Raw genomic sequence first — 24,533 nt, forward strand, 5'->3', positions numbered from 1 at the left:
TGCTTTTCAGCAACGATTTTTTTATTTTAGTTCAATGGTATGAGTTGTTTTGACTTGAAAGGTTGTAGCCTGTAGGCTACATATAGGTATGATAGAAATTCGTAAGACGGACCTGTTCGACAAGTGGCTCAAGGGCTTGAAGGACCAAAGGGCGAGAGCCAAGATTTTGGTTCGTATCACGCGGTTGAGCCTGGGCAATCCCGGTGACGTAAAGCCGGTAGGTGAAGGTGTGAGCGAACTGCGTATCTCCGAAGGGAAGGGGTATCGGGTTTATTATGTGTCGCGCGGTGACGTTTTGATCGTTTTGCTGTGCGGGGGAGACAAGTCATCCCAGCAAGCCGACATCAAAACCGCCAAGGCGATGGCAAGAGAGTTGGAGTGAAAAACATGGGTGTCAAAACAACGAAGTTTGAAGCGGCTGACTATCTGGACAGCCCGGAAGCCATTCAAGCCTATCTTGAAGCGGCTTTTGAAACCAGCGACACGGCGCTTATCGCGTCGGCACTTGGCGATGTTGCCAAGGCCAAAGGTATGTCGAGTGTGGCCGACAAATCTGGTCTGTCTCGGGAAAGCCTCTACCGCGCACTTAGCGAAAATGGCAATCCCGAATTTGGCACGGTGCTGAAAGTGCTGAGTGCTGTGGGTGTGACGCTCACCCCGAAAATGCACGTGAATTAACCCACTTTAAAGGCCATCCATCATGTCTACCGATGCAGCCCCCTCTACGGTTGAAAAAGCCGTCCGTCGCGTCTGGAAATCTGCCCAGATGTTTGTCGGGTTTCATACGGATCAGAAGGGTAAGCCGCGCACGCAGCCGAAGCTCTGGCCGCCAAAGAACGGGAGCGCGTCGATCCATGGTGATCCCAGTGCGCAAGAGGCGATTGTTGTCGTCAAAGCCGCAGACCCGGAGGCAGCACAGGATGTGCAGATCAAGCTACATCCAAACCGCATTGTTGTGCGCCGCGATGCAGATGCCTGGTGGCAAGGTGTGGCCGTGGATGAGCATACCGTGACGGTTCGCATGGCCGACAACACTGTTATCGAAATCCGCCATGACGGATCGGTGAAGCGTCGCTCGGCTGAGGATGAGACTCATGTCGAGGCCGATGGCAGCATCTTCAAGTTCACCGAATTTGCCGAGGCGCATATGACGGGGGACGGGGTGGAGATGACCCGTCGCACCGAGGATCGCATTGCGACGATCACAGCCGACGGTGTTGTCGATCGCGCGCGCAAGCGTTAGACTGTAAAGAATACCTCCAGATTTTCCTTCGGTTAAAACTTGTGGCCCGCTTCCGTGGGCCACTTTCTTGGAGCGGCATCTCGCGCCCTGTGCCCATGCGCTGGCTCTCCGGCTAGGCGCGAGTGTGAGATAGGTCGCCCGGGTCGTCGTGATATCGCAGAGAAACCCACCCCGCCAAATTGAGTCCGGCTGTTAACCTGTTCCGCGCAGGCACGGACCAGGGCCGGACCGTCCGGTCAGGGGCATCGCCCCACCGCAACGCGGCAGCTCCCAGCCCTGCCACACCCGCCGCTAAAGCGGCGGGACATTGAGCGCGCTGAGGCGCGCGGAAAATGCCATACTGACCTTGAACGTGCCGGAATGTGACGGGCGCTGTTCGGGCAGCTCATGCGAAACATGATTGCCCTGCGCCGGTCCACCGGCACCCACGCCTGCTGGCTGGAAAAGGGGCGGGACCCTTTTCCCGGCGTGGAGATTGCCTCCAAGAGCAAAACTGTTCCGGGGGCAAATTGAGAAAATACGGATTTCCTAAATCACCCCCGGTTTCCTCTTGGAGAGTATGACAGGATAAGGTAGTTGTGTTACAAATCACAAATACAACCTGAGGTATATATTGAGCAAGCCCGCCGACACCACTGTCTTTTCCGTGCGCTTGCCGTCAGATGCGTTGGAGCGATTGGAGGGGGCCGTGACCGCCCTCGGAGCCAAGAGCCGCAATCACATCATCCAGCGATTGATCTATCGGCTGATCGGGTATCTCGATCCTGACCCGTCATTGGTGGATCTCTGGCAACAGCATTTGCGTCAGGTTCAGGGCGGCTACACCAACCTCAATCAGCTTGCGAAGTCGTCCAAGCGCGGCACGGTGATCTGGACGGATGACGATCGGCGCGATGTCGAAAATCTCCATCGTGCGATCATCCAGCACCGGCAAGACCTTAAGGCGATGATCACCGCGGCCCGCCGAAACCGAGAGCCGGAGGCCGCCATTCGCCGGATCTTGCGCGACGATGAGTGGACACCGGAAGAATGAACGCCGCGCCCCGAGATCTCACAGCAGGGGACTTCCTGGAGCTTGCCTTCCGGGAAGCACAGAAGGGTGTCGATCGGTCCAAGCAGATCAGCCAGCAGCTGCAAACTGCCAAGCGCATGAAGTTCATGATCTCTCGGGCCTCATCCATCAAGGCGCGGCTTGGGGCCGTGTTTGGCAAGCCCGAGGCGGTTGTGAAACACGTCCGCAAAGGTGGGGTGAAAAACGCCCATGAGCTGCGCCGCCAGATCAATTATCTGACCGTCCGGGCCGAGGGCGTATTGGACATCCGGGACAATGGCGTGACCCCGCTCGATGCGGATCAGGTCAGTGATCTGATCGAGACCTGGGCCGAGGATTTCAACGGCAAAACCAACTACGGGTATACCCGTCACATGATCGTTTCTTTTCCCGAAGGCACCTATCCGGACGCCGCGCATGAGGCTGGTTTGGAGTTCGCGGATCGTCTGTTTGGACGCGGTGATTTTGGCGATACTTGGGATTACCTGACCGTGTTCCACAACGACACTGACAACCCCCATGTCCACATCGTTGTGAACAACCGAGGTGTCGAGCATGGGCAGTGGCTCGCTATGGGTATGAGCAGTGACATGAACATAGATGTTCAGCGCGCCATCCAGGTTGAGGTTGCCGAAGGATACGGCATTGAGCTGACCGCGACGACCCGCCTTGAGCGCGGTTTGCGCCAAGAAGTCGAGACCGACACGTGGAAAGTTCAGGCCGGACTGTCACTTGTTGAAAGCACCCCGGAGGTTGAAGCTACGGCCCGCGACATGGCCGGTGATGTGATGACCCTCTCCATCGCAAGAATGTCGGATCTGTTTGATGAGCGCGCCAACGCCGTCAAAGACCGGATCGAAGAGTTTGCCATCCAACTCGTTGAAGGAGACGAATCAGTGGTTTCGAGAATGGAACACCTATTGGATCAAGCCCATCACTTTGATGATTACGGTGAGCCGGGAGACCCGTCTTACGTGTCGCCCGAGGTTATGAGCAACTTGCGGCGACACATCGAAACAGGCGGTTCTGAGGAAACAATCTCGCCAGAGCTGAAGGCTCAGGTTGTTGCCCATATCAGCGACGTTCGGGACAACGAACAGAGCCATCCGTATCTGTCGGCCCTTGCTGACATTGTCGATGACAAGGCGTTCCAGGCGTCCGCAGATTACGCCCCAGCAGCACGCCGCTACGAAGTCTATATGCAGGACACCTTGGGCGAGGGGGTCTATGAGGACTTCCAGGCCCAGACCAAAGAATTGCTGCAATCCATCGACAAGATGGAAGGGCTTGCCCGAGAGGTGGACGACCCTCATCTGCGTGTCGCTATGGATATTCAGATTGGCGAGCTGAAAGGCGATGTCGCGGATCTGCGCACCAACGATCCGGACCTTCAAGCCTTCATCATCGAGGACCGCCGCTATTCAACGCTAATGGACACCGCCGAAATGGATGTCTTGGATTATCCAGAGGCCGACAAATGGGCGGCGATCCGCAACGAAGTCATCGACACAGCCAGCAGCTACGGCCTCGATGGCGAGGCGTTTGTTGCCCGTTTTGGCGATCATCACAACGTCACTTTGGGTACAACAATGGGATGGCGCAGCGGGGATATTTCGACCGCAGCGGCCCACTTCCAGGCTCAAGGGTTGGCGGATAGCCACGACCGGGCAGAGGCCGTTGTTGACGAGCTGCACCAGCTTGCTTCTTCCAAGATCATCGCAATCTCTGAAGAACTTTCAGACGTTCACGCCCACGCAACGCACCCGCTCTTGCAAGGGCGGGGCGACGATGACGGTCACAGCCTATAAGGAGTTCACCCGGTCTGCCTGATGAGCGCGCCAACGCCGTAGGCAGATCCATCACAGAGTTTTCCATCAACTCGCAAAGGAAAAACTATGGTTTCGCGTACAGACTATCTTTTGAACGAAGTCGAACACTTCGCACCCTATTCCCAATTTGATCAATCCGCCCCACGTGAAGATCGTGTTTCTGAGCAGATCGACATCATCAAGAAAGAGCATCGGCGTATGGGGTATGACAATGCCGCCATCGGTGGCCGACTGGCTGATATCGAGGACCAGGCCAACCGTCGTGTTGACGAACATACGGCGCAACAAGATCTGGTCGCGGAACTGAAAATCGAACTGGAAGCAGCCGAGAGGTCAGGGGAGCCGGTTGATCTGAACGATATGCAGTCTTTGGTTTCTCTGCAACTGAGTGATGCTCAGGAATACGATCTGTACCATCCATACTATTCGTCGCTTGCGGATCTGTCCGGCGACAAAAGTTTTCAGGGTTCCGACGACTACCAGTCGCCCGGCGATCGCTATGTTCAGTATATGCAATTCGCTCTGGGGCAGGTCGGTTTCGAAACCTATGAACAAATGACCAAGGACATCGTGAACTCCATCGAGAACATGGAGGCTCTTGCACGAGAGGTCGAAAACCCGCATCTGCGTGCCGCAATGGACGTCCAGATCGGAGAGCTGAAAGGCGATGTTGCTGAACTGCGCCCATACGACACCGACCTGCAGGCGTACACTGTTGCAGACGACAGTTACACCACATCCATGAATGCAGCCGAGCTGGACAACCTGGACCCGTCCGAGGCCGAAAAATGGCTGGCTGTGCGGGATGACATTGTGGCGACCGCCAACAGCTTCGGTCTCGATGGAAACACCTTCCTGGCCCGCTACAACGATCATGACAGCGTTTCGGTCGGCACAACGGCCACTTGGCGAGACGCGGACATTTCCACCGCTGCTGCCCACTTCAACAGCCAAGGCGTTCCGGACAGCTACGCACGCGCCGAGGCCGTTGTCGGTGAGCTGCACCAGGTTTCGTCCAGCAAGATTGCCGCCGTGGTTCACGAGATTACACTCACCCGCGAGCAGGCGACCCACATCCATGAAGATGAGGGGCATAGCTTGTAGGGGCTACGCAGAAGGTTATTCAGATACAGCTGGACCAGATTCAGGCTGGGTGCAAAACAGGGCGGTATGGAAGTTGCCGAACGGGATGTGTTGAAAACCGACCCTTCGCGGCACCTTGCCTGAACTGGTAAGACGCGGACAAAGTGCAAGTTCGCGGCGCTTGCACCAATGGCCGCTTGATTGCTCTTCGCTGACGTCAGAACAAGTGTGAAATTCGTATCATTTCTCACTTGGGGTGAGATATGTCCAAAGACGATCTTTAGGTAATGGACCTTTGTTACGACCGCCTTGTTGGGTCTGCTCCCAGGCGTGTGCCAGGATGCCCACTGACCTAGAAAGGCAGAACAGTCCACTCGCGAGTGAGGCTTTAAAGCCAAGCTCGACGTAAACTGCGGCGGTCGCGCCATCGATGTTCATCGGGATTGCGCGACTTTTGATATCTGACAAATACCCCTCGATCTGCGGTGCGAGTCTGGCACAGGCCATAACCTCAATTGCGTCATATTTTTCCAGTGTTTTGAAATAGATGCCGCTGATGCAGCCGCAAACGATAGCTCCGGCCTTAAGAGGTTTCGTCGGTTTAGCTCTCCGATTTAACACCAATGTATTCCGGCAGATAGCGCGGTGGCATTGGCCCTTTGTTCCGGCCGCCCTGCTGCATCTGTTCCCAGCCATGAGACAAGACGCCTACCGAGCGGGAGAGACAGAACAGACCACGAGAGAGTGGGGGCGGAAAGCCCAGCTCGCAAAAGATAACAGCCGTGGCCCCATCGATATTCATTGCGATCTCAGTGCCGCGCTTGCGTCCGATTTCCGCCTGAATAGCCTCGCCAATGTCGGCAAACCGCCCATCCACCGTACCGGACTTCGCGGCCTCGCGTACCAACGCCATCAACCTTGGTGCGCGGGGATCGACGGGCTTGTGGAAGCGGTGGCCAAAGCCCGAGACAATTTTGCCATTTTCCTCACGCCAGGCGGCGATACCGTCGCGGACGGCACTTTCATGTTCAGCGCCGTCATCGATCCGTTTGGCGATGTCGAAATAAAGTTCTGCGCATTGTTCACCGGCGCCGCCATGCACGTCACCCAGCATATTGACCCCGGTTGCCATGACGTTGTTGAGCCCCAGCCCGCAGGTCGCGGCCATACGGGCGGCGGCAATCGAAGGCGCTTGCGGACCATGATCCACGCCCGCCACCAGCGCACATTCGAAAAGCGCCGCCTGTTCTGGCGTGGGCATATCGCCCCGCACCATGAGCCAGATCATCTGAGCAAAGCTAACAGAACCTATAAGGTCCTGGATCGGGTGGCCGCGAAAGGCGATCCGCCCTGGAGCCATGTCGATGATTGCGGTGCGCCACCAGTGGCGCATGTCATCGACCTCTTTGCGTTCTGAGGGGGCCGTCATATCGCGTCTTCCTTTTTCAGGTCCGAGATCTGGGCATTGTTATAGCCAAGTTCGCTCAGGATATCGGCTGTATGTGCACCCAAGGTCGGGGGCGGCGAATCGACACCAGGGGCCGTGCCATCAAGCTTGGCGCCGATCCCGACCAGTTGCAGATCCTCAGATCCTATACGGTGGGTTTGCAGCAGGCCCCGATCGGCAAGCTGCGGATGCGTCAACGCCTCAGGCACCGACCAGACAGGCCCTGCGGGAACGCCCTGTGCTGTCAGCTTGTCGACCCACTCATGGGTGGGGGCCGTGGCAAAGGCCGCTTCCAGTTCGGCGGTCAGGGCGGGCCGATTGGCCAGTCGGTTCTTTCGGTCGGCAAAGCGTGGGTCCTGCGCAAGGGCCGGGTTGTCGAGGATCCCGCACAGGGCCTCGAACTGTTCTTGCTTGTTGGCGGCGATATTCATCACGCCATCGGCGGTTCTGAATGTGCCGGATGGGCTGGCGGTGAAATTATCGTTGCCGTTTGGAGTGGGTGCCTTCCCGGCGATCAGATGGTTTGACACCACCCAGCCCATTGTCGCAATGACGGCCTCGAGCATCGAGACGTCAATGAACGTGCCGCGGTCTTCGGCCTTGTTAGCAAGCGCAGCGGCGACGGCGAAGGCGGCCGTCATCCCTCCGATGGTGTCGGCCATCGGGTAGCCCACCCGGTAGGGCGCGGTGTCGGCATCGCCGGTGATCGACATCACGCCGCTCATCCCCTGCACGATCTGGTCATAAGCGGGCAGTTTCGCCAGCGGGCCATCTTGGCCGAAGCCGGAGATCGCACAATAAACAAGGCGCGGGTTTTCCTGACGGAGCGTCTCATAGTCAAGGTTCAAGCGCGCCATCACCCCGGGGCGGAAGTTTTCGACTAGGGCATCGGCCTTTTGCACCAGCTCCTTCAGGATGCGTTTTCCGGATGCCGATTTCAGGTTCAAGGTGATCGACCGTTTGCCCGGATTTTGCGCCAGAAAGGAAACGCCCATAAGGTCGGCGTTGCGCGCGGGATCAGCCCCCAGCTGGCGCGCAAGATCACCGGTGCCCGGGGTTTCGACCTTGATCACGTCGGCCCCCATATGGGCCAGCTGATGACAGCAGAACGGACCGGCCAGCACATTGGTCAGATCAAGAATGCGAATGCCCTTCAAAGGTGCCTGCGTCATTGTCCGCGCCCCTCGTGTACAACCTTGGCTACTGTGAAAAACTCGCGGCAATAGCTGCCTTTTTCCGGCGCGCCATAGGATGATCCTTTTCGGCCCGTGAATGGCGCGTGAAAATCCATGCCTGCCGTGGGAAGATTGACTTGTACCATGCCTGCCTCGGCGTTCTGCGAGAAATGGTCGATCTTGGCCGCATCCCGCGAGATGATGCCCGCTGACAGGCCGAACTCACAGTCGTTGGCGCTGGCAAGGGCGGCCTCATAGTCCGGCACGCGCAACACAGCGGCGATTGGCCCGAAAATTTCATGCCGAGAGATATCCATTTGCGGCTCGGCCCCCACGAACAAGGCTGGCTCCAAATAGTGCCCCGGCGTGTTCAGAGTAATTTGGTCACCGCTGATGAGCTCCGCGCCTTCGGCCTGCCCTCTCGCAATATAATCAAGGTCAATCCGCAATTGGTCGGCGCTCGCAACCGGGCCAATATCGGTGTCAGGCGCACGCGCATCCCCGATCCGAAGCTTTTTCATCGCCGCGGTCATCGCGCTGACAAATTGATCATGAATTCCGTCTTCAACAATCAGCCGCGAAGACGCTGTGCAGCGTTGGCCGGTTGAGAAGAAACTGCCCTGTATGGCGCAGTGAACTGCCAGATCCAGATCCGCGTCATCCAGCACAACCAGCGGGTTCTTGCCCCCCATTTCAAGCTGCATTTTTGCCCCGCGGGCGAACAGCGCAGCCCCCATATTGCGACCGACTGGTGTGGAGCCGGTGAACGTGACCCCGGAAACCTTGGGGTGTAACACGATTGCCTCCCCGACCTCACGGCCTTTGCCCATCACAAGGTTGAACACACCCTCGGGCAGCCCCGCACGGGCAATGATGTCGGACAACATCCACGCAGAACCGGGCACCAGTTCGGCAGGTTTGAACACGACCGTATTGCCATAGGCCAGAGCGGGCGCAATTTTCCATGCCGGGATCGCCAGCGGGAAATTCCAGGGCGTGATTACGCCCACGACGCCAATGGGTTCGCGCAGAACCTTAAGCGACACACCTTCGCGCAGTGATTGGTAAGCGTCGCCGGTGGCACGATAGGCTTCGGCCGCGAAGTATTTGAACAAATGCCCGGCGCGATGTGCTTCGGCCTTGGCCTCAGGTAGGGTTTTGCCCTCTTCGCGGGCCAGCATGTCGCCCAGCTCGTCCACACGGGCGAGGATTTCCGACCCGATCCGGTCCAGCACTTCGAACCGGACCAGTGGCGATGTTGCGCGCCATTTCGGAAAAGCGGCAGCCGCGGCCTCGATCGCATCGGCAGTCTGCGCGGCACTGGCCTGCGCATAATCCCCGATTGTGTCGTTCAGGTCAGATGGGTTGATGTTTGGAACTGCACCACTGCCAGCGGCCCATGTTCCGGCGATATAGTTGGAAAAGGGATCTGCGGTCATAGTACTTCCTCAAGAACTGGTCGCCACCCGATATCTTCATGCCGGTGGTCTACAGTGTTCACATAAAAATAGGTCGGGCCGTGATAGCCCCGGCATACCCGCCCATCGGCACGGTTGGCGACAGGTTCGGCGGTCCAGCTGACCGCCCCGAACCAATTCCACAAACGGTTATGAGGTGAGGTCAGGTGATCCGGGCGAAGCGGGGCTGCACCATTGGCTGGGTCCGGTTGGGGCGCGTTTGACACGGCGGCACCGCCCACCAACGCATCCCATTCATTGGGCCCAGTCGCACCCTGATAGGGGTCATTTCGGGGCGTATCACCACCGGTCAGCAACCGGCATCGAAACGTAGTGCCATCGATGGACACCTCTGTGCCATAGACATACCCGGCATCGTCCAGATCCTGCCAGCTAACGCGGCTCATTAGCATCCGGTCGGCCACCAGATACCGGGTGCCTCCCTGTTGAAACACATGCCAGTTCAGGCGTTTGGTCGGGTCTTTGGGGCTGTCAGTGAGCGCCCAGTTGTCCCAATCCGGGTCACGTTCAAATTCCGGGAGGTTACCGGGTTGCAGACCCTCGTAGGGGCAAAGCGCTGCAAGATCCGTGATCCAGGGCCGGGTTGCCGGGGCAAGGATCTGTCCTGCATGTGATAGCCCACCCAATTGCCGGGTTCCGATATATTTCATCATAGCTCTTACACCGGTCGCGTGCGGAAGCGCCGCAGGACCCGGAACAGCATTTCCGCCGCCAGGAACTCCGTGCGTTCTGAAGGATCAAGCGGAGGTGAGACCTCGACAATATCCAACCCGCCCAAGGGGGCCTCGGCCAATCCATCCAGCAGGTCGTAGTACTGACGCGGTGTAATGCCGCTGTGCACGATGGAACCCGTGCCGGGAAGGTAGCCGGCGTCCATCGCATCAATGTCAATCGACAGATATAGCTCGTCGCACCCCTGCATGGCATGCGCAAGGGCCTGACGCATCACCTCGGCCGCGCCGAGTTTTTGCACCTCGCCAGATGAAAATACCCGTCCGCCCTGCTCTTCAATGAGCGCGAGATCGCCGCCATCGACCCAGCCCGTGATGCCGATCCAGACCATATTGGAGACATCGATGTTGGGCAGTTCGGAAATCCGGCGCGCGTTGGTTGCATGGTTGTGGCTGCCCCACGCCCCCAGCCGGTCGGAGAAATCGAGATGACCATCGATTTGGATATATCCGAAGCGCGCGTTTGGCGAACGTTTGGTCAGCCCACGGGAATAGCCCAGACAGGCCGGGAAGCTGTTATAGTGATCACCACCCAGTGCCAGTGGGATTGCCCCTGCAACGGTCAGCGTTTCGGTCATTGCAGCGATGGCTTCGGTTGTTGCGTCAACGTCCTGCGCTGTGATCTCTGCGTCGCCGCAATCGATCAGCCAATCGGTTGCAGGCACAGTACGGCGGCTTGTATCGGGATCAAAGCTGGCTCCCTGCGGACGCAAAGATTGCAGAAGACTTGTCGCCCTGCGCAATGCTTCGGGGCCGAACCTTGTGCCAAGGCGGCTGGAATGTGTCCAGTCGCTCGGCATGCCGACCACGCCGATCTTATCGGGACCGACCTCGGCCACGTCGCGCAAAGGCCCATCAAACAGCCGATATCCCGGTTGTGACAGAGGCGGGTGAAATGTGGTATTAGCTGCAGTCATGTCAGTACATTTTCCTTGGGAATTGGGCGCACCGGTCGGTCAATCCCAAAACCGAGGCGCGCATAGATGAATGCCAAAAGAGCCGTGACCATCAGTCGTTGGCCAACCTTCACCACACCCATTCCGGGCCTGCTCGGGTTCAGGCCGGTCAACATGATGGCACTGACCTCGTGCTGTCCCAGGGCGCTGAGCCATTGCACCACTGTATCAAGGTCGCAGCCTCCCAAACGGGGCCGATCACAAAGCGCGCTGAGCGATGTTTCAAACACGGACAGATCAAACTGCACAAACAGCGGCTTTGATACATCCCGCCACCTGGAAAACGCGGCAAGCTGCGCGGCAGTGTTTTGGCTGCAGGTCGTGCCACCCCCGTTTGGCAGGGGCGATACATGAAAGTCGCGCGCATCATCTGGCGTACCGCCAAGCTGCACAGTCTGACACTCAGGCAGCTCGCTCTGCACTGTCTTGGACAGGCAATCTGACCCACCCAATATTATGGCGCAGGCACCATTGCGGCTGATCTGACGCGTCGCGGCCTTCAATGCCGCGTGGATCGCGTCCTCAGATCCTGCCGCTATATCTCCGAGGTCACAGAGCCGCTCGTGCAGACCGTCGGTACTGATGTCCTGACGTGCATCGACATCTACCGGGTGACTGAATTGTGGGTTTGCGTGCCAACCGAAATAGACCGAGGTTTCGCGCAACGCACGCGGCGCCAGGGACTGCCCGGCATGCGGCGCGCTGGTGTCTTCAAACGGGACGCCCAGCACTGCCAGATCACCGGGCCTGACATCTTCAATTGCTTTGGTTTTTGCGCGCATAAACGACAGTTGCCCTGCCATGCGCGGCAATGGGGCCGATCGTAAAGGCATCAGCCAGCTCCTTTCTCTAGACGCTCAGTCACTGCCTGCAAGATCGCCAGCGCGGCGCAGGATTCCGTTCTGCCACGATCGTCTAATGCCGGGGCAAGTCCGAAAACTGCTGCGGCGGTGACATTGCCTGGGGTAGTGTCAATTTGCGCGATCATCTGTGCAGGTGACATCCCGGTCAGGCGACGTGGGTGCGACACCCATTTGCCCGCAAGCTCTTGTAAATCCACAGAAAGGATGACCGGTTGAGCGTGAGACAATTGGCCTGCAACGCCCCCTGTGACCTGAATGACAGGAACATCAGCACCTGTGACTTTTTGTGTCGCGATTCCAAGCGCCTTCAGTCCGCTGGAATCTCCGCCAACCAGCACCATCCGCGCGCCGGTTTTCAGAACCGCCTCGCATTGCGAGACAACTGCAGAAAAATGCTTATCCGGCTCAAGCGGAAATACATTCACGTCCCCTAGGTCAATGGCATTCGCGGGGGCCTTTCCGGGTTGGGAGGCGTATCGTAATTGCCTTGCGAGGTAGCGTTGCTCTGCTGCTGGTCGGTCGAGATTGTCACAAAAATATCCTGCTACCGCGACTTGCCCAGGCACGAGGTCTTCCAGATCGCCAACAGGCATGCCCAGAAAACTGGGGATCCCGTCAAACTGTATTTGCGCCGCATCACCCATGACGCAAAGCCGCGTTCAGGGTTTCAATGGCCGCCAATTCCGACATGCCACGCGTGTCGCGGGCAGGCGCAAGGCCAGTGATCACAATCGCCTGCCAGCGGCAGGACATTGCCCCAATGACAGAAACCAAGGTTTCGGGTTTCATTCCGCCTGGGTTAAGGCCGATAGCACCGGCTGCATGCCCCAGATCAACGACCGATATGTCGATCCAGAGAACAGCGCGCTCGGGCGTGTCAGAAAAGTCTGCGTGCCCTTCATCCAACCACCGGGCGGTACGCCAATCCATCGTGCGCTGAGCGATCTGATCCCAAACATCGGCAGGTTGCCCGCCATTCAAACCCACCCAAATCGTGTTTGATGGTCGTTCTGTAAGATCACGCCGAGCCAGTGGCATGGCCGCGACAACCGGCAGATCAGGCAAGGCCCCCAGTACAGCAGAGGCGACATCAGACGCGCCACCCAGAACGACGGGCACAATGCCGCGATCCACCATTTGCGCCACAAGCTGTTTCAATACGCCGGACCAATCGCCCGACAGGTCCAGATTACCCAGATCCCGACCATTTACAGGCAGGCTAGTTCCAAGCTGTCCGGTCATCTTGCGCAGCGCATCCGGTGCCAAGGAGGCGCCGGAACGTGGCCCGCTATCGACTTCGCTTGGAACACCCAAAAGCCCGACAGATCCTGCATCGCATTGCGAAATCTCGCCAAATGGCAGGCCAGCATAACCAGTTGTTATCATTTGTTTCTGCGCGCTATGCATTGCCAGATGCCTTCATTATTTGCGATTTCCAATTGCGTTCAAACCAGCTATAAAAAGTGACGGATTTGCGTCGAAAGGTCTGCCCATGCCCGACAAGCCCCGAACCCCCGACACGAATGGTGGTGTCGAAGCGGTTGAACGTGCATTGCGTGTTCTGGACAGCTTTGAGCCCGGAGATGCGGGGCTTTCTCTGAAAGAGGTCGCGGACCGCAGTGGTGTCAACAAAGCGACAATCCTGCGTCTGAGCGTCTCGCTTGAGAAATTTGGCCATATCACGCGCGACGCCGAAGGGCTGTTTCATCTGGGGCCGTCTTTGTGGCGTCTTGGATCCGTATTTCGCCAGAATCTGCGCATGGGGCCTATTGTGCGCCCGGTGCTGGCGAACCTGGTGAATGCGACGGGGGAAAGCGCGTCGTTTTACGTGCAACGCGGCAACTCCGGCGTTTGCCTCTACCGTGTCAATTCGCCCAGGCTTGCGCGGGATCATATCCAGGAGGGCGAGATAATTCCGCTGAGCACTGGCTCGTCGGGCCGGGTGCTGGATGCCTATTCCATCGGGCATGGCAAAAAGGCCAGCAGCATCCGCAAGGCCGGGTATTATCTCAGCCTTGGTGAACGTGATCCGGACGTTGCCGGGTTGTCTGTTCCGGTTCTTGGGCCTGAGGGCGAGCTGCTGGGTGCCGTCAGCCTGTCGGGTCTGCGCGTTCGCTTCAATGAAACCGCTGTCGAAGGCTATCGCGCTGCGGTGCTTGATGCCGCCCGCCAGATCCGGGCCGAGATTGGTGTGATATAAAGAGCCCATCATTTGTCAGCATTCTTGTTGCGGCCAATCAACTGAACGCCGATGAGCGCCGTGATTGATACGAAAATCAGGCAGGTGGAAATCGCGGCAATGGTCGGATCAAGCTGATCGCGCAGTGAATTGAACATGCGGCGGGTAATTGTGGCATTTTCCCCGCCCGAGACCAGCATCGAAATCACCACCTCATCCAGCGATGTGATGAAGGCCAGAAAGGCCCCGGTCTGGATCGAGAATTTGACTTGGGGTACTGTTATTGTCCACAGCGCGTAAGCTCGGGACGCACCCAGGCTGCGCGCCGCCAGTTCCTGATCGAAGTCATAGTTCTGCAAGCCCGACATCACGGTCACGATTACAAACGGCAGGGCCAGCGCGGTATGGGCGATCACAATACCGGTCAGTGTGTAATTGAGCCCCAGCTTGGCATAAAGGCTGAACACGCCGACGGCGATCAGGATCACCGGCACGACAATGGGCATGATCACGAGGATCTGCGCAGTGTTCCTGATCCGTGGGGTGGAGCAATGCAGCCCATAGGCACAAAGAGAGCCTAAAGGCGTCGCGATCGCCGTGGTCAACACTGCCGCGATCAGAGAGGTCTTCGTGGCGCTCATCCATTCCGCAGAGGTGAAATAGGCCGTGTACCAGCGGAACGAGAACGACGTCGGCGGGAACTCCAGAAATGAGGCCCCCGAAAACGACATCGGGATCACGATCAGCGTGGGCAGGATCAGAAAGAACAGCACCGCGATACCGACCACCGTCAGCCACAGACCGTCAATTTTACGTTGTCCGACTTGTTCCATTCTCAGATCCTTAGCGCATGAAGAGTTTGTCGAGACCGAACACACGGTTCATCAGCCAGATCATCGCCAGTGCCAGCAGCAACAGGACAACGCCCAGGGCGGATGCAGCCCCCCAATTGGAATAGACTGTGATCGTGCTTTCGATCCGCTGCGCCAGCATCTGCACCCGGCCACCGCCCAGCAAAGCAGGTGTGACGAAGAACCCAAGTGACAGGATGAAGACCAGCACGATGCCGGCAAAAAGGCCCGGCAAGGACATCGGGAAAAACACCCGCCAGAATGCGCCGCGCGGGCTGGAGCCAAGCCCAACGGCGGCCCGAACCAGGTCGGTGTCGATGTTGCGCATGGTGGCGTAAAGCGGCAAAACCAGAAACGGCAGCATGATATGTACCATGCCAATGATTGATCCCGTGAGGTTGTGCGCCAGTTGCAGCGGTTCCTCGATGATGCCAAGCGACATCAGCGACGAATTGATGATGCCATTGCGCTGCAACAGCACCAGCCAGGCGTAGGTCCGCACCAGAACCGACGTCCAGAACGGGACCAGCACGAAAACCATTAAAATGGCAGCCGTTCTGTTCGGCATCCTGGTCAGCCAGTAACACAGCGGATATCCGAGCAGGACACAAATCACCGTCACGGCGATGCTGATCTGAAAGGTGACAACAAAGGTCCGCCGATACAAAGCACTTTCAAAGATACGCGCATAGTTTTCCGTGCTCAACTCACCCGCCGCATTGTAAAATGAGAGCGAAGACAGCCAGAAAATCGGCAGAAACACGACAATCAGAATTGCGAGAACCGCGGGCATCGAAAGCCCCAAAAACGTCAGGCGTTCACGGCGCTCTTCGGATTTGAGCGTGCTTGCGTTCCGAAGCGTCTGAGCGGCCCCAAAGGACTCGGCGATGCTCATGATACATTCTCCGGTACGATGATCGTGTCTTCGGGATGCAGGGCCAGGCCAATTTTCTCTCCCTTGGAAGGCAGACCCGTCTGGCCCGCGCGATTGGCAGGGACGCGCACATTGATCTGGCCTGCGCTGTCGTGCTGAACGATAACCAGCACGCTGTCGCCTTGATAAATGATGGCGTCGACCCGGCCGGACAAATCATTGGCTGTTTCAGGCACAGCACCTGAGGTGACCTCCAGCAGCTCAGGCCGGATCACCAGGCGATGGCCGCCGCTCCCCGGAGCAATAGGCAAATCGGATTTCAGCACGCGTTCGCCAAGATGCGCCGTATTATTGGCCACGTTCACCGGCGCCGAAATGGATTCACCGATAAAATCCGCCACAAAGAAGCTGTGAGGCTGGCGATACAGCCGCTCAGGGGTCTCGACCTGCTCGATCCGCCCATGATTGACCACCGCAATGCGATCCGACATCGTCAGGGCTTCGCGCTGGTCATGGGTTACATAGACAATGGTTGCATCCAATTTTTGATGGAGCGCCTTCAATTCAATCTGCATGTGCTCGCGCAGCTTTTTGTCGAGCGCGGACAGGGGTTCATCCATCAGGATGATCTGCGGCTCGAAAACCATGGCGCGGGCCAGAGCCACACGCTGTCTTTGGCCGCCGGACAATTGGGTGATGCGCCGATCCCCATAGCCGCCCAGCTGTACGGTATCCAGCGCACGCTCGGCGCGGGTCTTTTGATCGCTTTTGGAAACTCCGCGGATTTTCAACGGATAGGCTACGTTTTCAGCCACCGTCATGAATGGAAACAACGCATAGCTTTGAAAAACCATGCCAAGGCCGCGTTTGTGCGGCGGCGTTGCAATCATTTCGCGTTCGCCAAACCGAATCGACCCGCCATCAGGACGCACAAATCCGGCCAGCGCCATCAGGAGCGTCGTTTTGCCGGAGCCCGACGGCCCAAGCAGTGTCAGAAATTCGCCTGCAGCGATATTCAGCGATACATCATCGAGCGCTTTGACTGATCCGTAGGCTTTGCACAGGCTGGATATGTCGATGGGAAGGGATTGGGTGGCAGAGGACATGCTAGCTCCTGACTTGAAAAGTGGGCGCAGTGCCAAATGCGCTGCGCCCAGATGGATTATTGCTGGATCAGAGTGTCGAACTCTTCAGTCAACTCACCCAGCTGGCCGATGTAGAAGTTCGGATCGACCAGAAGCTGCTTGCCGTAGTTGTCGGGATGGGTGTTGACCTTAACCGCCATTTCTCCCGAGATAATACCAGTGTCAAACGCACCGGTGTTCACCGGGCCCAGCGGCATCGTGACCGCCAGCCGTGCCTGCGCTTCGGCACTCAGCAGCTCATTGATCAGGCGCATGGCGTTGTCTTTGTTCGGGGCACCTTTGGGCACCAGCAGACAGTCGACATCCATCGTCCCTCCATCGAAGGCATAGGCGACTTCAATGCCGGATGCGATCACGCTTTCCACGCGGTTATGGCCCATGTGGATCACGTCCACCTCTCCATCACGCAGCAGCTGCGCGGACTGCGACCCGCCACGATACCAAACGGTGACCTCTGGTGCGATCTCTCCCAGTTTGGCCCAGGCGCGCGCTTTGCCTTCGTCCGTGGCCAATGTGTCGTAGATATCGGCCATCGGCACACCGTCGGCCATAAGGGCGGCCTCAAGGTTGTAGTTCACCTTGCCGTGCATGCCGCGCTTGCCTGGGAAGTTTTCCAGATCCCAAAACTCTGCCCAGTTGGACGGACCATTGTCGCCAAAGGCATCCTTGCGATACGCAATCACCTTGGTGAAGTTGATGAAGCCGATATAGTTTTCGTGGATCAGCTCTTCGGGGATGCCCGTTGTGTCGACAATCGAGTAATCAATCGGCTCAAGGCTGCCCTCACGGCTGAGTGTTTCACACGAGGGCAAGTCCTGCTCGGTCACATCCCAGGCGACGGCACCCGCTGTGATCTGTGCGCGCACGTCCTGAATACCGTTTGTGGTATCTTCCTTGACCGTGACATTCAGCGCGCCGGCGGCAGGTTCCAGCATGGCGCTGCGCAATGCGTCCTGAAAGGACCCGCCCCAGGATGCAAACACCACCTCGCCCTCGGCGAAGGCTGGCGCAGCCATTGCCAGGCTGCCGGCAACGAGGCTGGTCGCAAGCGACAGTTTTCTCTCTACTTTTTTCATGTCAGTTTCTCCCTTGATATTCTCTCGTTATTTGGTTGGGTTTTTCGTGGTGAACGCCGTGGTTGACTTGCAATGTCTCTTCCACCCAGTCGGCGATCAGTTGCGGCCGTTCGTACATGATGAAATGGCCGGTATTCGGCACCAACTTGATCACCGCCCCGGGAACCCGCGCGCGCAAGGCATCCAGCCAAAGCGATGCGGGGTGGGTCGTCGCCGATCGGCGAACTTCGTGTTCGTCCAGCGACGTTGATTGCAGGATTGTGACCGGGCAGGTGAGCCGGTCGATGGCCGGAACAAATTTATCGCGATCCCATGCAGCCATCGCATGGTAATACGCCTTCAAAACGTCTGCCGGATATTGCGCAGCCCGGTTCACAATATCACGTTTTTGATCTGGATCGAGGTTGTTGACCATCATCCCACCGACTGCCGCCTCCGCCCATCCTTTCTGACCAAGCTGCGCAAGCTGCTCTGCCAGACGCGCAACGGCTTCTTCGGGGTCTTCAGGAACGTTGCTGCCATCCAGCAAAAGAAGATGAGAGACGCGTCCTGGCCAAGTCGCAGCCAGTTCGATGGCAATCCGGGCACCCATGCTGTGGCCGACAAGGGCAAAGCGATCAAAACCCAGATCATTTGCCTGGGCAATCACATGGGCCGCGCAGTCGCTGAGACTGATCGCTCCCCCCAGCGGCACGGCATCGGGGCATCCCGGAAGCTTCGCAAGCCCAATGTGGGCACTGTCTGGAAGGAGCGGGGAGACACCGCTCCAATCCTGCCACCCGCACGCCCAGCCATGAACGAAAAGGACGTTCAAAGGTTCTGCCGGATCGGATGAAGGACTGGAGCGCATCAATTTGGGCCTACTGCTGAACCAGAGTGTCAAACCGCTCTTGCAGTTCTGCGAAGTTTTCGACGTAGAAGCTTGCGTCAATAACCACCTGGGTCTTCATATTGTCAGGGGCGGCATTGTTTTTGGCTGCCAGTTCGGGCGAGATCAGCCCGGTTTCAAATGCATGCGCATTGACAGGGCCGTAGGAGATGGCCACCGCCATGCGCGCCTGCGCTTCGGCCGACAGCATCTCATTGAGAACCCGCATGGCGTTTTCGCGATTTGGCGCGCCCTTGGGTACCAACAGGCAATCCGCGTCGGTCGTGGCCTGGTTCCAGGTATACCCAACCGTTATTGCATCGGCATTCAGCGCTTCTGCGCGGCCGTTGCCGATATGAATGAAGTCAATCTCTTCATCTGCCATCAACTGCGCCGCTTGCGAGCCTCCCCGATACCAGACCGTGATATCGGGCGCGATCTCCTCAAGCTTGGCAAAGGCCCGGTCTACGCCGCCTTCACTCCGCAGAGCGGTGTTTACATCCGCCGGGTCGACACCATCCGCCATCAATGCCGCCTCCAGCGCATGCGACACCGAGTTGAACATCGCGCGTGTCCCAGGGTAGGCTTCGGTGTTCCAGAAATCCGCCCAGGACTGTGGGCCGTTCTCACCAAACTTCTCTGCTTGCCAGCCGATGACCAGTGAATAGGTCAGCATGCCAACCCACTCGCTGTCCACAAGGCTGGACGGCATGCCATCGGTCGAGACCACGCCATAGTCGATGGGTTCCAGCGCCCCCTCCTGCTTCAAACGGGCACAGTCGGACAACGCCTGTTCGGTAATGTCCCAAGCAACCGCACCCGCAGTGATCTGCGCACGCACGTCTTGAATGCCGTTTGTCGTGTCTTCTTTGATGGTAAGACCCAGCTTTTTCGCCGCTGGGTCCAGCATGGACTCCCGAAGCGCATCTTGGAATGAACCTCCCCAGGACGAAAACACCACCTCGCCTTCGGCGAAGGCAGACGTGGCAATGACCAGACTACCGGCTACGAGACCCGCAGTGAGCGTCAATTTTCCGTTATCTTTCGTCATGTCAGGCTCCTCCCTAACTGTTGGTTGGCTTGCGGGTCCGCGACATGGGCGATCCCATCATCTTTTGCCTTAACGTTTCATTAGACAAAACGTCATTTCATTTCAACTAGTGCTGATACTGGAACTGGTCAAGGATTCTTTTGACAGCGCAGGAGTCAAACCCCACGCTTTCGGAGCCTCAGAGCCGAGCGAAACGTCGTATTTCGCCCTTATGCTCTGCGTCCATCTCGCTTCGATTTTGGGCGAATGGTATCGAAGGCAGGCTTTTCCTGCCCCAAGTTGATTGCCGCCGAGAGAAGCTTTTATGGGATTAAACGGACCGCAATCTCTCGCTCACCCACCCATGGCCAGCAAGTTCGAATGGCAGCTTCACACCAGTTCACGTCCCTTGATCCTGGCCGCAGCATTGGTGAGTTTGGGCTCTCTCGGCACCTTCGCCGCGTGATCCGCGAACGGCTGCTTGCACGAACGTATGATCCTGCACCCTACCGGAGTAGACCCCCGCCTCGGGGTGGCCCTATTTGATTTAGCCGACCGCAGGGCTGATTTTGCGGTTTTGTATTTCTTCAAACCATTCCGGGTTTTCGGCAACTCAGATCATTGATCGCTCAACCTATTCGCTGCAGCCTTGATCTTCTTGTCCGTGTTGTACTGACTCAGCGAGTAAACAGCCCATATTGCCGCTGGTATCCAGCCAATCAGCGTCAGTTGCAGGAGTAGGCAGAAAAAGCCCTGAAAAGGGCGTCTGATCGTAAAGAACACCACAAACGGAAGCAAAATCGCGAGTATCAATCTCATCTAAAATGACCTTCTGATAGTTATACTGCTACGTTCTCACGAACATGGTTAAGCGCAGATTTACAGAAACAGCACCCCCGTCAAGCGGAGGCACTGCTTTCTCGCCGTTTGGCTCGCATTTTCTCCATCGCCATGTCTTTTGCTGACCGGCTTTTTCGTTTTGCGACCGCGCGCTGCGCGTTAAAAGCTGCCTGAAGTTCCTGATCTTTTTCGGAAACCTCTTTTATCGGGGCAGGGGCCGGTTTCGCTTCAGCCAGCGCTTTTGCCGTGTCCCTGGCTTGCTCTGTAGCAAGATCGAGGTGTGTGCCTTTGATCTTCGGACTATCGCCGCCCAAAAACTGCATGAAATACGGATCTTCGAAGTATCGGATCTTGTTTGCAATCACCGGCATCTTGCCTTCACGGATCAGCACAACCTCATTTTCAGGCAATCGGCCAACGTGTTCCGGCCGGAGCAGGCGAATGCCTTCTTCGCGTTCCGATATGCTGCCCATCTCCATTTTGCCGAGCGCCCGAGACTTCGATTTGCTCATGACTGTTTTGTCACCGATGGACCTGGATACGTGTTCGCGTACCTCTGAGTCCTCAGATGCCGCAAACATCTGCGTCCCGGCGTTTGCCAGCATCGCCCGCACACCTTCATGCCCATAGATGTCCTGCAGGCGCGACAGCGTTTGCGAAATCACCACCAGCCGACCGCCGAAGGATCGCATGGTGTCATAGGCTTCCACAACGCGCTCAAGATGGCCGAGGCGCTGAAACTCATCGAGCAGTATCAGAACCTTGAACGGTTCATCCGGGCCCGGCTCTACGGTTTCGATTGTGTTCACCAGATCGAGGAAGAACAGGCGAATGAGTGTCCGGAACTCTTTGACCTTTTTCCCTGGCACAGAAAAGTAGATCGAGGTGGGGCGCCGACGCAGATTTTCAAAGTTGATGTCATTGCCCTGCGTGGCTCTTGCCACAGACGGGTTACGCCAGAGCTGAAGGCCGGAGTTCAACATAACCGAAATCGTTGACCGCAAGATTTTGGATTCTTCGGCTGCAAGATTCAGGAATTCATCTGCAGCTCGCGCATATCCAACTTCTTCAGCCATTTTCTCATAGTCCTTTTGCTTGGTCGTTTTGACCAGGCGCAGGACTTCGGAAATGTATGGCCGCTCTCTTTTGATCGCCAACATCGCCATTGCGCAGAACATGCCTTCGACACCACCCATAAAGCCCTGTGCGGACGAGCTGGGCGTGTCGAACATCTGGGTCGCAACTTGAATCACTTCTTCCCATCGCCGGTCCAGATTGTCGGCACGTGCTGCGCGGCGCAGCGGGTTATAGCTGTGGCTTTTGTCGGGGTTCTCGGGGTCGAACACAAAAACCTCATCGCCCATTGCCGCCCGCCGTGCGCCGGTCGCTTGGAAGATCTCGCCTTTGATGTCCAGAACAACGCAGGAGCCGTTGAACCGCAGAATATTGGGGATCACAAAGCCGCTGGTTTTGCCCGACCCTGACGGTGCAATGAACATCGCATGTGGTTTTTGAACAGTCGGACCGGGCTTATAGAAAATCGCGTTTTTCTCTTTTGGTGGGCCGAACTTGGCAAAAACAATTTCACTGTCCAGTTTTGATTTCAGCTTCAGAGGTGCCGCGTATCCTTCTGTGACGAGCTGAGGCGCTTTTGCAAAAACCGCATCCCCGTATTTGGTCGAGGGGCCGCGCAGAGCAGCGGCCACAAACGCAAATGTCAGAACGCAGACGGCCACAACAGCCACAAGCCCGATGACCTGTTGTTCTTCTGCAGGCCGTGACATGAACTTTTCCGGGATTGCCCAAATGTCCAGCCCCCGGAAACCTTTCGTGTTGAGGTATTCGATGACCAGGCCGACCACCAACACCGCACAGGCTGAAGTAGCGATAAAGCCCATTGTGCCGGCTATCGCGACCTTCTTGCTTTTGGGTAGATCCTGAAACTCAGCCATAACGTAAGTCCTTCAATTCAGCTGGTCAGCGGTCATCAGCGGCGGAAAAATCACGCCGTTGACCTTCCGCTTGTCACCGATTTTCTTCATGTGAACGATCATGTGAATGGTGGCTCTGATGTCATCGACCACCTCTGACTTTTGGACGGTCGGAGATCCTCGCCGCACCATTTTGCTTATCCGCCCAATGGCATCTACGGGCGAGTTGGCGTGCATGGTGCAGACAGATCCGTCATGGCCGGTGTTGACCAGTTCCAAAAACATATTCGCGTCATCGCCCCGGATTTCACCGCAGATGAGCCGATCCGGGCGGAGCCGCAAGGCGGATTCCAACAGCTTTGTTGGTGATCGGGGACCGTCGTTTTCAGAACGATCTGCCAGCAGACTCACGGCATTGGGTTGCTCGATGTCCAGCTCGGCCACTTCTTCAATTGTCACGATCCGATCGCCTTGATCGACGCGCTTCAGCATGGCATTGAGAACAGTGGTTTTGCCAGACGAGGTGCCCCCGGCAATGATCACGTTCCATTTGCTTTGCATCGCAAGGTCGGCCAGTTCGTCAAAGCTCATCGTGCCCGCTGCGAGGGCAGCACGGGCATTTTCGAGCGCACTGTGATCGTTACTTTCCGCCAATGCGGCCTCTTTGCTGGCGAAGCTGAACGCGCCTAGATCGACAGTTTTCACGCGGAGCAGGCGGATCGCCACGGACCCCACGCCGGTTGTTGCTGGCGGAATCACGACCTGCACCCGCGCTTTGCCCTGCTGTGTTGGCACGTTGGCCGTCGCAATGGGTTTCTTTTCTCCGAATGTCACGTCGCTGAAACCGGCCACACAACGCCCGATATTTTCTACATCGTCTCTGGTCAGTGTGATGTCTGTCCTGATCATGTGTGTTGTGCCCATTTCTTCGACCCAGACCGCTCCGTCAGGGTTTACAGAAATCTCGCTCAGGCTTTTATCATGCAACAGATGCTCGATCTTGCCTGTATAGTATTCCAGAAGGCTATTACCGTTTCGTCCGCTCATCAGAAGCTATCGAACACGATGTCACGCTGCAGGATCGCGTTGATGCGGCTGCCCTGATCGACAAAAATTGTGGGCGTAATGCGCAGGTATTCATCAAGCGCCGCTGCCGTGGCGTTCTGCAGATTAGACCCAACTTGCGTTGCCAGATCAGTGCGAACCGAGTTGTTGCTATCACTGTCAGACACCAACGCTACCGGCGCAATGCCGATGATGGACAACAACGCCGCGGTGCCGAACCGCTTCCCAAAGTGTGTGTTCACCCTACCGGTCGCACCAGTCCGGCCTTGACCGTCCGTACCAGCTGAACCGATCTGAGCCGACAACCCGTCGGGCGTGATGACACGGCTCCAGACAATCATGATGCGCGTTTGCGCCAATGTCGTATCCGCTCGATACTCGCCATAGAGCTTCGATCCGCGCGGCAGCAGCAAACGCGTACCGTCCATCGAGTAGACGCCACGTGTAATCGTTGCCACCACGCTACCGGGCAATTCCGAGCTGACCGCACCGCCGAATACCGCTGACAACACCGTGCCTTGCGTCAGGGTGCGCGACGGATCGTCAATGATCGAAACCCCGACGATGGGGGGATATTCTTCGACCAGATTGTTTTGCCATGTCGTGTTTTGGTTTTCCTGATAGCCGCGCTGTTCTTCAGGCCGGCGGGTGTCATCCGGTTGCACCTGGACCGGCTGCGGGGCAGGGGGGAAGGGCTGGAAAATCACCGGCTGCGATCCGCTGTTAATCGGCTCGTAGTTTTGCCCGGTGCCATCCTGCGCAAATGCGCTTGACGCCAACGTGACCAGGGCGAGGGTGAGTACTGTTCTGTTCATCGT

At 57.4% G+C, this 24,533-nt stretch carries 26 protein-coding genes; 7 read left to right on the forward strand and 19 right to left on the reverse strand.

Features of this window, described 5'->3' with window-relative positions; genetic code table 11:
* The first annotated feature begins 88 nt into the window (after window positions 1-88).
* From ACR0L1_RS20370 to ACR0L1_RS20395, 6 genes are all read left to right on the forward strand, one after another.
* The gene (locus ACR0L1_RS20370; RefSeq protein ID WP_480860594.1) at window positions 89-382 is read left to right on the forward strand and encodes a type II toxin-antitoxin system RelE/ParE family toxin; all 294 of its coding nucleotides are present in this window, start codon (window positions 89-91) and stop codon (window positions 380-382) included.
* Window positions 383-387: 5 nt separating this feature from the next.
* On the forward strand, window positions 388-678 hold the full coding sequence (locus ACR0L1_RS20375) for an addiction module antidote protein (protein ID WP_152460667.1): 291 nt from the start codon (window positions 388-390) through the stop codon (window positions 676-678).
* Window positions 679-700: 22 nt separating this feature from the next.
* Window positions 701-1,243: a hypothetical protein gene (locus ACR0L1_RS20380; protein WP_480860596.1), complete on the forward strand. Its 543-nt coding sequence runs from the start codon at window positions 701-703 to the stop codon at window positions 1,241-1,243.
* Between the two features lie 613 nt (window positions 1,244-1,856).
* On the forward strand, window positions 1,857-2,276 hold the full coding sequence (locus ACR0L1_RS20385) for a hypothetical protein (protein ID WP_480860598.1): 420 nt from the start codon (window positions 1,857-1,859) through the stop codon (window positions 2,274-2,276).
* A complete protein-coding gene (locus ACR0L1_RS20390) occupies window positions 2,273-4,102 on the forward strand; it encodes a relaxase/mobilization nuclease domain-containing protein (protein ID WP_480860600.1) in 1,830 nt (609 codons plus the stop codon). Before ACR0L1_RS20385 ends, ACR0L1_RS20390 begins: the two co-directional genes overlap by 4 nt.
* Window positions 4,103-4,189: 87 nt before the next feature.
* Complete coding sequence (locus ACR0L1_RS20395; RefSeq protein ID WP_480860602.1) at window positions 4,190-5,227, forward strand: hypothetical protein; 1,038 nt, start codon at window positions 4,190-4,192, stop codon at window positions 5,225-5,227.
* A gap of 219 nt (window positions 5,228-5,446) precedes the next feature.
* Here ACR0L1_RS20395 and ACR0L1_RS20400 read toward each other — a convergent pair whose 3' ends face one another.
* The 9 genes from ACR0L1_RS20400 to ACR0L1_RS20440 are packed head-to-tail and all read right to left on the reverse strand — an operon-like array spanning window position 5,447 to window position 13,242.
* A complete protein-coding gene (locus ACR0L1_RS20400) occupies window positions 5,447-5,827 on the reverse strand; it encodes a citrate/2-methylcitrate synthase (protein WP_437438583.1) in 381 nt (126 codons plus the stop codon).
* A complete protein-coding gene (locus ACR0L1_RS20405; RefSeq protein WP_170361230.1) occupies window positions 5,808-6,635 on the reverse strand; it encodes a citryl-CoA lyase in 828 nt (275 codons plus the stop codon). The genes ACR0L1_RS20400 and ACR0L1_RS20405 overlap by 20 nt, the downstream gene beginning before the upstream one ends.
* Window positions 6,632-7,825: a CaiB/BaiF CoA transferase family protein gene (locus ACR0L1_RS20410; RefSeq protein WP_170361232.1), complete on the reverse strand. Its 1,194-nt coding sequence runs from the start codon at window positions 7,823-7,825 to the stop codon at window positions 6,632-6,634. Before ACR0L1_RS20410 ends, ACR0L1_RS20405 begins: the two co-directional genes overlap by 4 nt.
* Window positions 7,822-9,267, reverse strand: coding sequence for an aldehyde dehydrogenase family protein (locus ACR0L1_RS20415; protein WP_170361234.1), 1,446 nt, complete (start codon window positions 9,265-9,267; stop codon window positions 7,822-7,824). The genes ACR0L1_RS20410 and ACR0L1_RS20415 overlap by 4 nt, the downstream gene beginning before the upstream one ends.
* Window positions 9,264-9,956 carry a hypothetical protein gene (locus ACR0L1_RS20420; protein WP_170361236.1) on the reverse strand — a complete coding sequence of 231 codons (693 nt, stop codon included), beginning with the start codon at window positions 9,954-9,956 and terminating at the stop codon, window positions 9,264-9,266. The genes ACR0L1_RS20415 and ACR0L1_RS20420 overlap by 4 nt, the downstream gene beginning before the upstream one ends.
* An 8-nt stretch (window positions 9,957-9,964) precedes the next feature.
* Window positions 9,965-10,954, reverse strand: coding sequence for an agmatinase family protein (locus ACR0L1_RS20425; protein WP_171186054.1), 990 nt, complete (start codon window positions 10,952-10,954; stop codon window positions 9,965-9,967).
* On the reverse strand, window positions 10,951-11,826 hold the full coding sequence (locus ACR0L1_RS20430) for an arginase family protein (RefSeq protein ID WP_480860604.1): 876 nt from the start codon (window positions 11,824-11,826) through the stop codon (window positions 10,951-10,953). The genes ACR0L1_RS20425 and ACR0L1_RS20430 overlap by 4 nt, the downstream gene beginning before the upstream one ends.
* On the reverse strand, window positions 11,826-12,500 hold the full coding sequence (locus tag ACR0L1_RS20435; protein WP_170361242.1) for an arginase family protein: 675 nt from the start codon (window positions 12,498-12,500) through the stop codon (window positions 11,826-11,828). Before ACR0L1_RS20435 ends, ACR0L1_RS20430 begins: the two co-directional genes overlap by 1 nt.
* Window positions 12,493-13,242 carry an arginase family protein gene (locus ACR0L1_RS20440; RefSeq protein WP_170361244.1) on the reverse strand — a complete coding sequence of 250 codons (750 nt, stop codon included), beginning with the start codon at window positions 13,240-13,242 and terminating at the stop codon, window positions 12,493-12,495. Before ACR0L1_RS20440 ends, ACR0L1_RS20435 begins: the two co-directional genes overlap by 8 nt.
* 106 nt (window positions 13,243-13,348) lie before the next feature.
* On the opposite strand from ACR0L1_RS20440, the gene ACR0L1_RS20445 reads away from it, so the two are divergent.
* Window positions 13,349-14,056, forward strand: coding sequence for an IclR family transcriptional regulator (locus tag ACR0L1_RS20445; RefSeq protein WP_170361245.1), 708 nt, complete (start codon window positions 13,349-13,351; stop codon window positions 14,054-14,056).
* An 8-nt stretch (window positions 14,057-14,064) separates the two neighbouring features.
* Here ACR0L1_RS20445 and ACR0L1_RS20450 read toward each other — a convergent pair whose 3' ends face one another.
* The 10 genes from ACR0L1_RS20450 to ACR0L1_RS20495 all read right to left on the reverse strand — a co-directional run bounded on the left by ACR0L1_RS20450 (window position 14,065) and on the right by ACR0L1_RS20495 (window position 24,530).
* Window positions 14,065-14,868, reverse strand: a complete 804-nt coding sequence (locus ACR0L1_RS20450; protein WP_170361248.1) for an ABC transporter permease — start codon at window positions 14,866-14,868, stop codon at window positions 14,065-14,067.
* Between the two features lie 10 nt (window positions 14,869-14,878).
* Window positions 14,879-15,781 (reverse strand): ABC transporter permease, encoded by a 903-nt coding sequence (locus tag ACR0L1_RS20455; protein WP_170361249.1) that lies wholly within the window; start codon window positions 15,779-15,781, stop codon window positions 14,879-14,881.
* A complete protein-coding gene (locus ACR0L1_RS20460; RefSeq protein WP_170361251.1) occupies window positions 15,778-16,866 on the reverse strand; it encodes an ABC transporter ATP-binding protein in 1,089 nt (362 codons plus the stop codon). Before ACR0L1_RS20460 ends, ACR0L1_RS20455 begins: the two co-directional genes overlap by 4 nt.
* A 56-nt stretch (window positions 16,867-16,922) precedes the next feature.
* Window positions 16,923-17,981: an ABC transporter substrate-binding protein gene (locus ACR0L1_RS20465; RefSeq protein ID WP_170361253.1), complete on the reverse strand. Its 1,059-nt coding sequence runs from the start codon at window positions 17,979-17,981 to the stop codon at window positions 16,923-16,925.
* Between the two features lies 1 nt (window position 17,982).
* Window positions 17,983-18,831, reverse strand: coding sequence for an alpha/beta fold hydrolase (locus ACR0L1_RS20470; protein ID WP_170361255.1), 849 nt, complete (start codon window positions 18,829-18,831; stop codon window positions 17,983-17,985).
* A 10-nt stretch (window positions 18,832-18,841) separates the two neighbouring features.
* On the reverse strand, window positions 18,842-19,900 hold the full coding sequence (locus ACR0L1_RS20475) for an ABC transporter substrate-binding protein (RefSeq protein ID WP_170361257.1): 1,059 nt from the start codon (window positions 19,898-19,900) through the stop codon (window positions 18,842-18,844).
* Window positions 19,901-20,497: 597 nt separating this feature from the next.
* The gene (locus ACR0L1_RS20480; protein ID WP_480860606.1) at window positions 20,498-20,698 is read right to left on the reverse strand and encodes a YqaE/Pmp3 family membrane protein; all 201 of its coding nucleotides are present in this window, start codon (window positions 20,696-20,698) and stop codon (window positions 20,498-20,500) included.
* 80 nt (window positions 20,699-20,778) lie between these two features.
* Window positions 20,779-22,671, reverse strand: a complete 1,893-nt coding sequence (locus ACR0L1_RS20485; protein WP_480860608.1) for a type IV secretory system conjugative DNA transfer family protein — start codon at window positions 22,669-22,671, stop codon at window positions 20,779-20,781.
* Between the two features lie 12 nt (window positions 22,672-22,683).
* Window positions 22,684-23,697, reverse strand: a complete 1,014-nt coding sequence (locus ACR0L1_RS20490) for an ATPase, T2SS/T4P/T4SS family (RefSeq protein ID WP_480860609.1) — start codon at window positions 23,695-23,697, stop codon at window positions 22,684-22,686.
* On the reverse strand, window positions 23,697-24,530 hold the full coding sequence (locus tag ACR0L1_RS20495; RefSeq protein ID WP_480860611.1) for a TraB/TrbI/VirB10 family type IV secretion system protein: 834 nt from the start codon (window positions 24,528-24,530) through the stop codon (window positions 23,697-23,699). The genes ACR0L1_RS20490 and ACR0L1_RS20495 overlap by 1 nt, the downstream gene beginning before the upstream one ends.
* Window positions 24,531-24,533: the final 3 nt, after the last annotated feature.

The organism is Ruegeria sp. J8 (assembly GCF_056531925.1).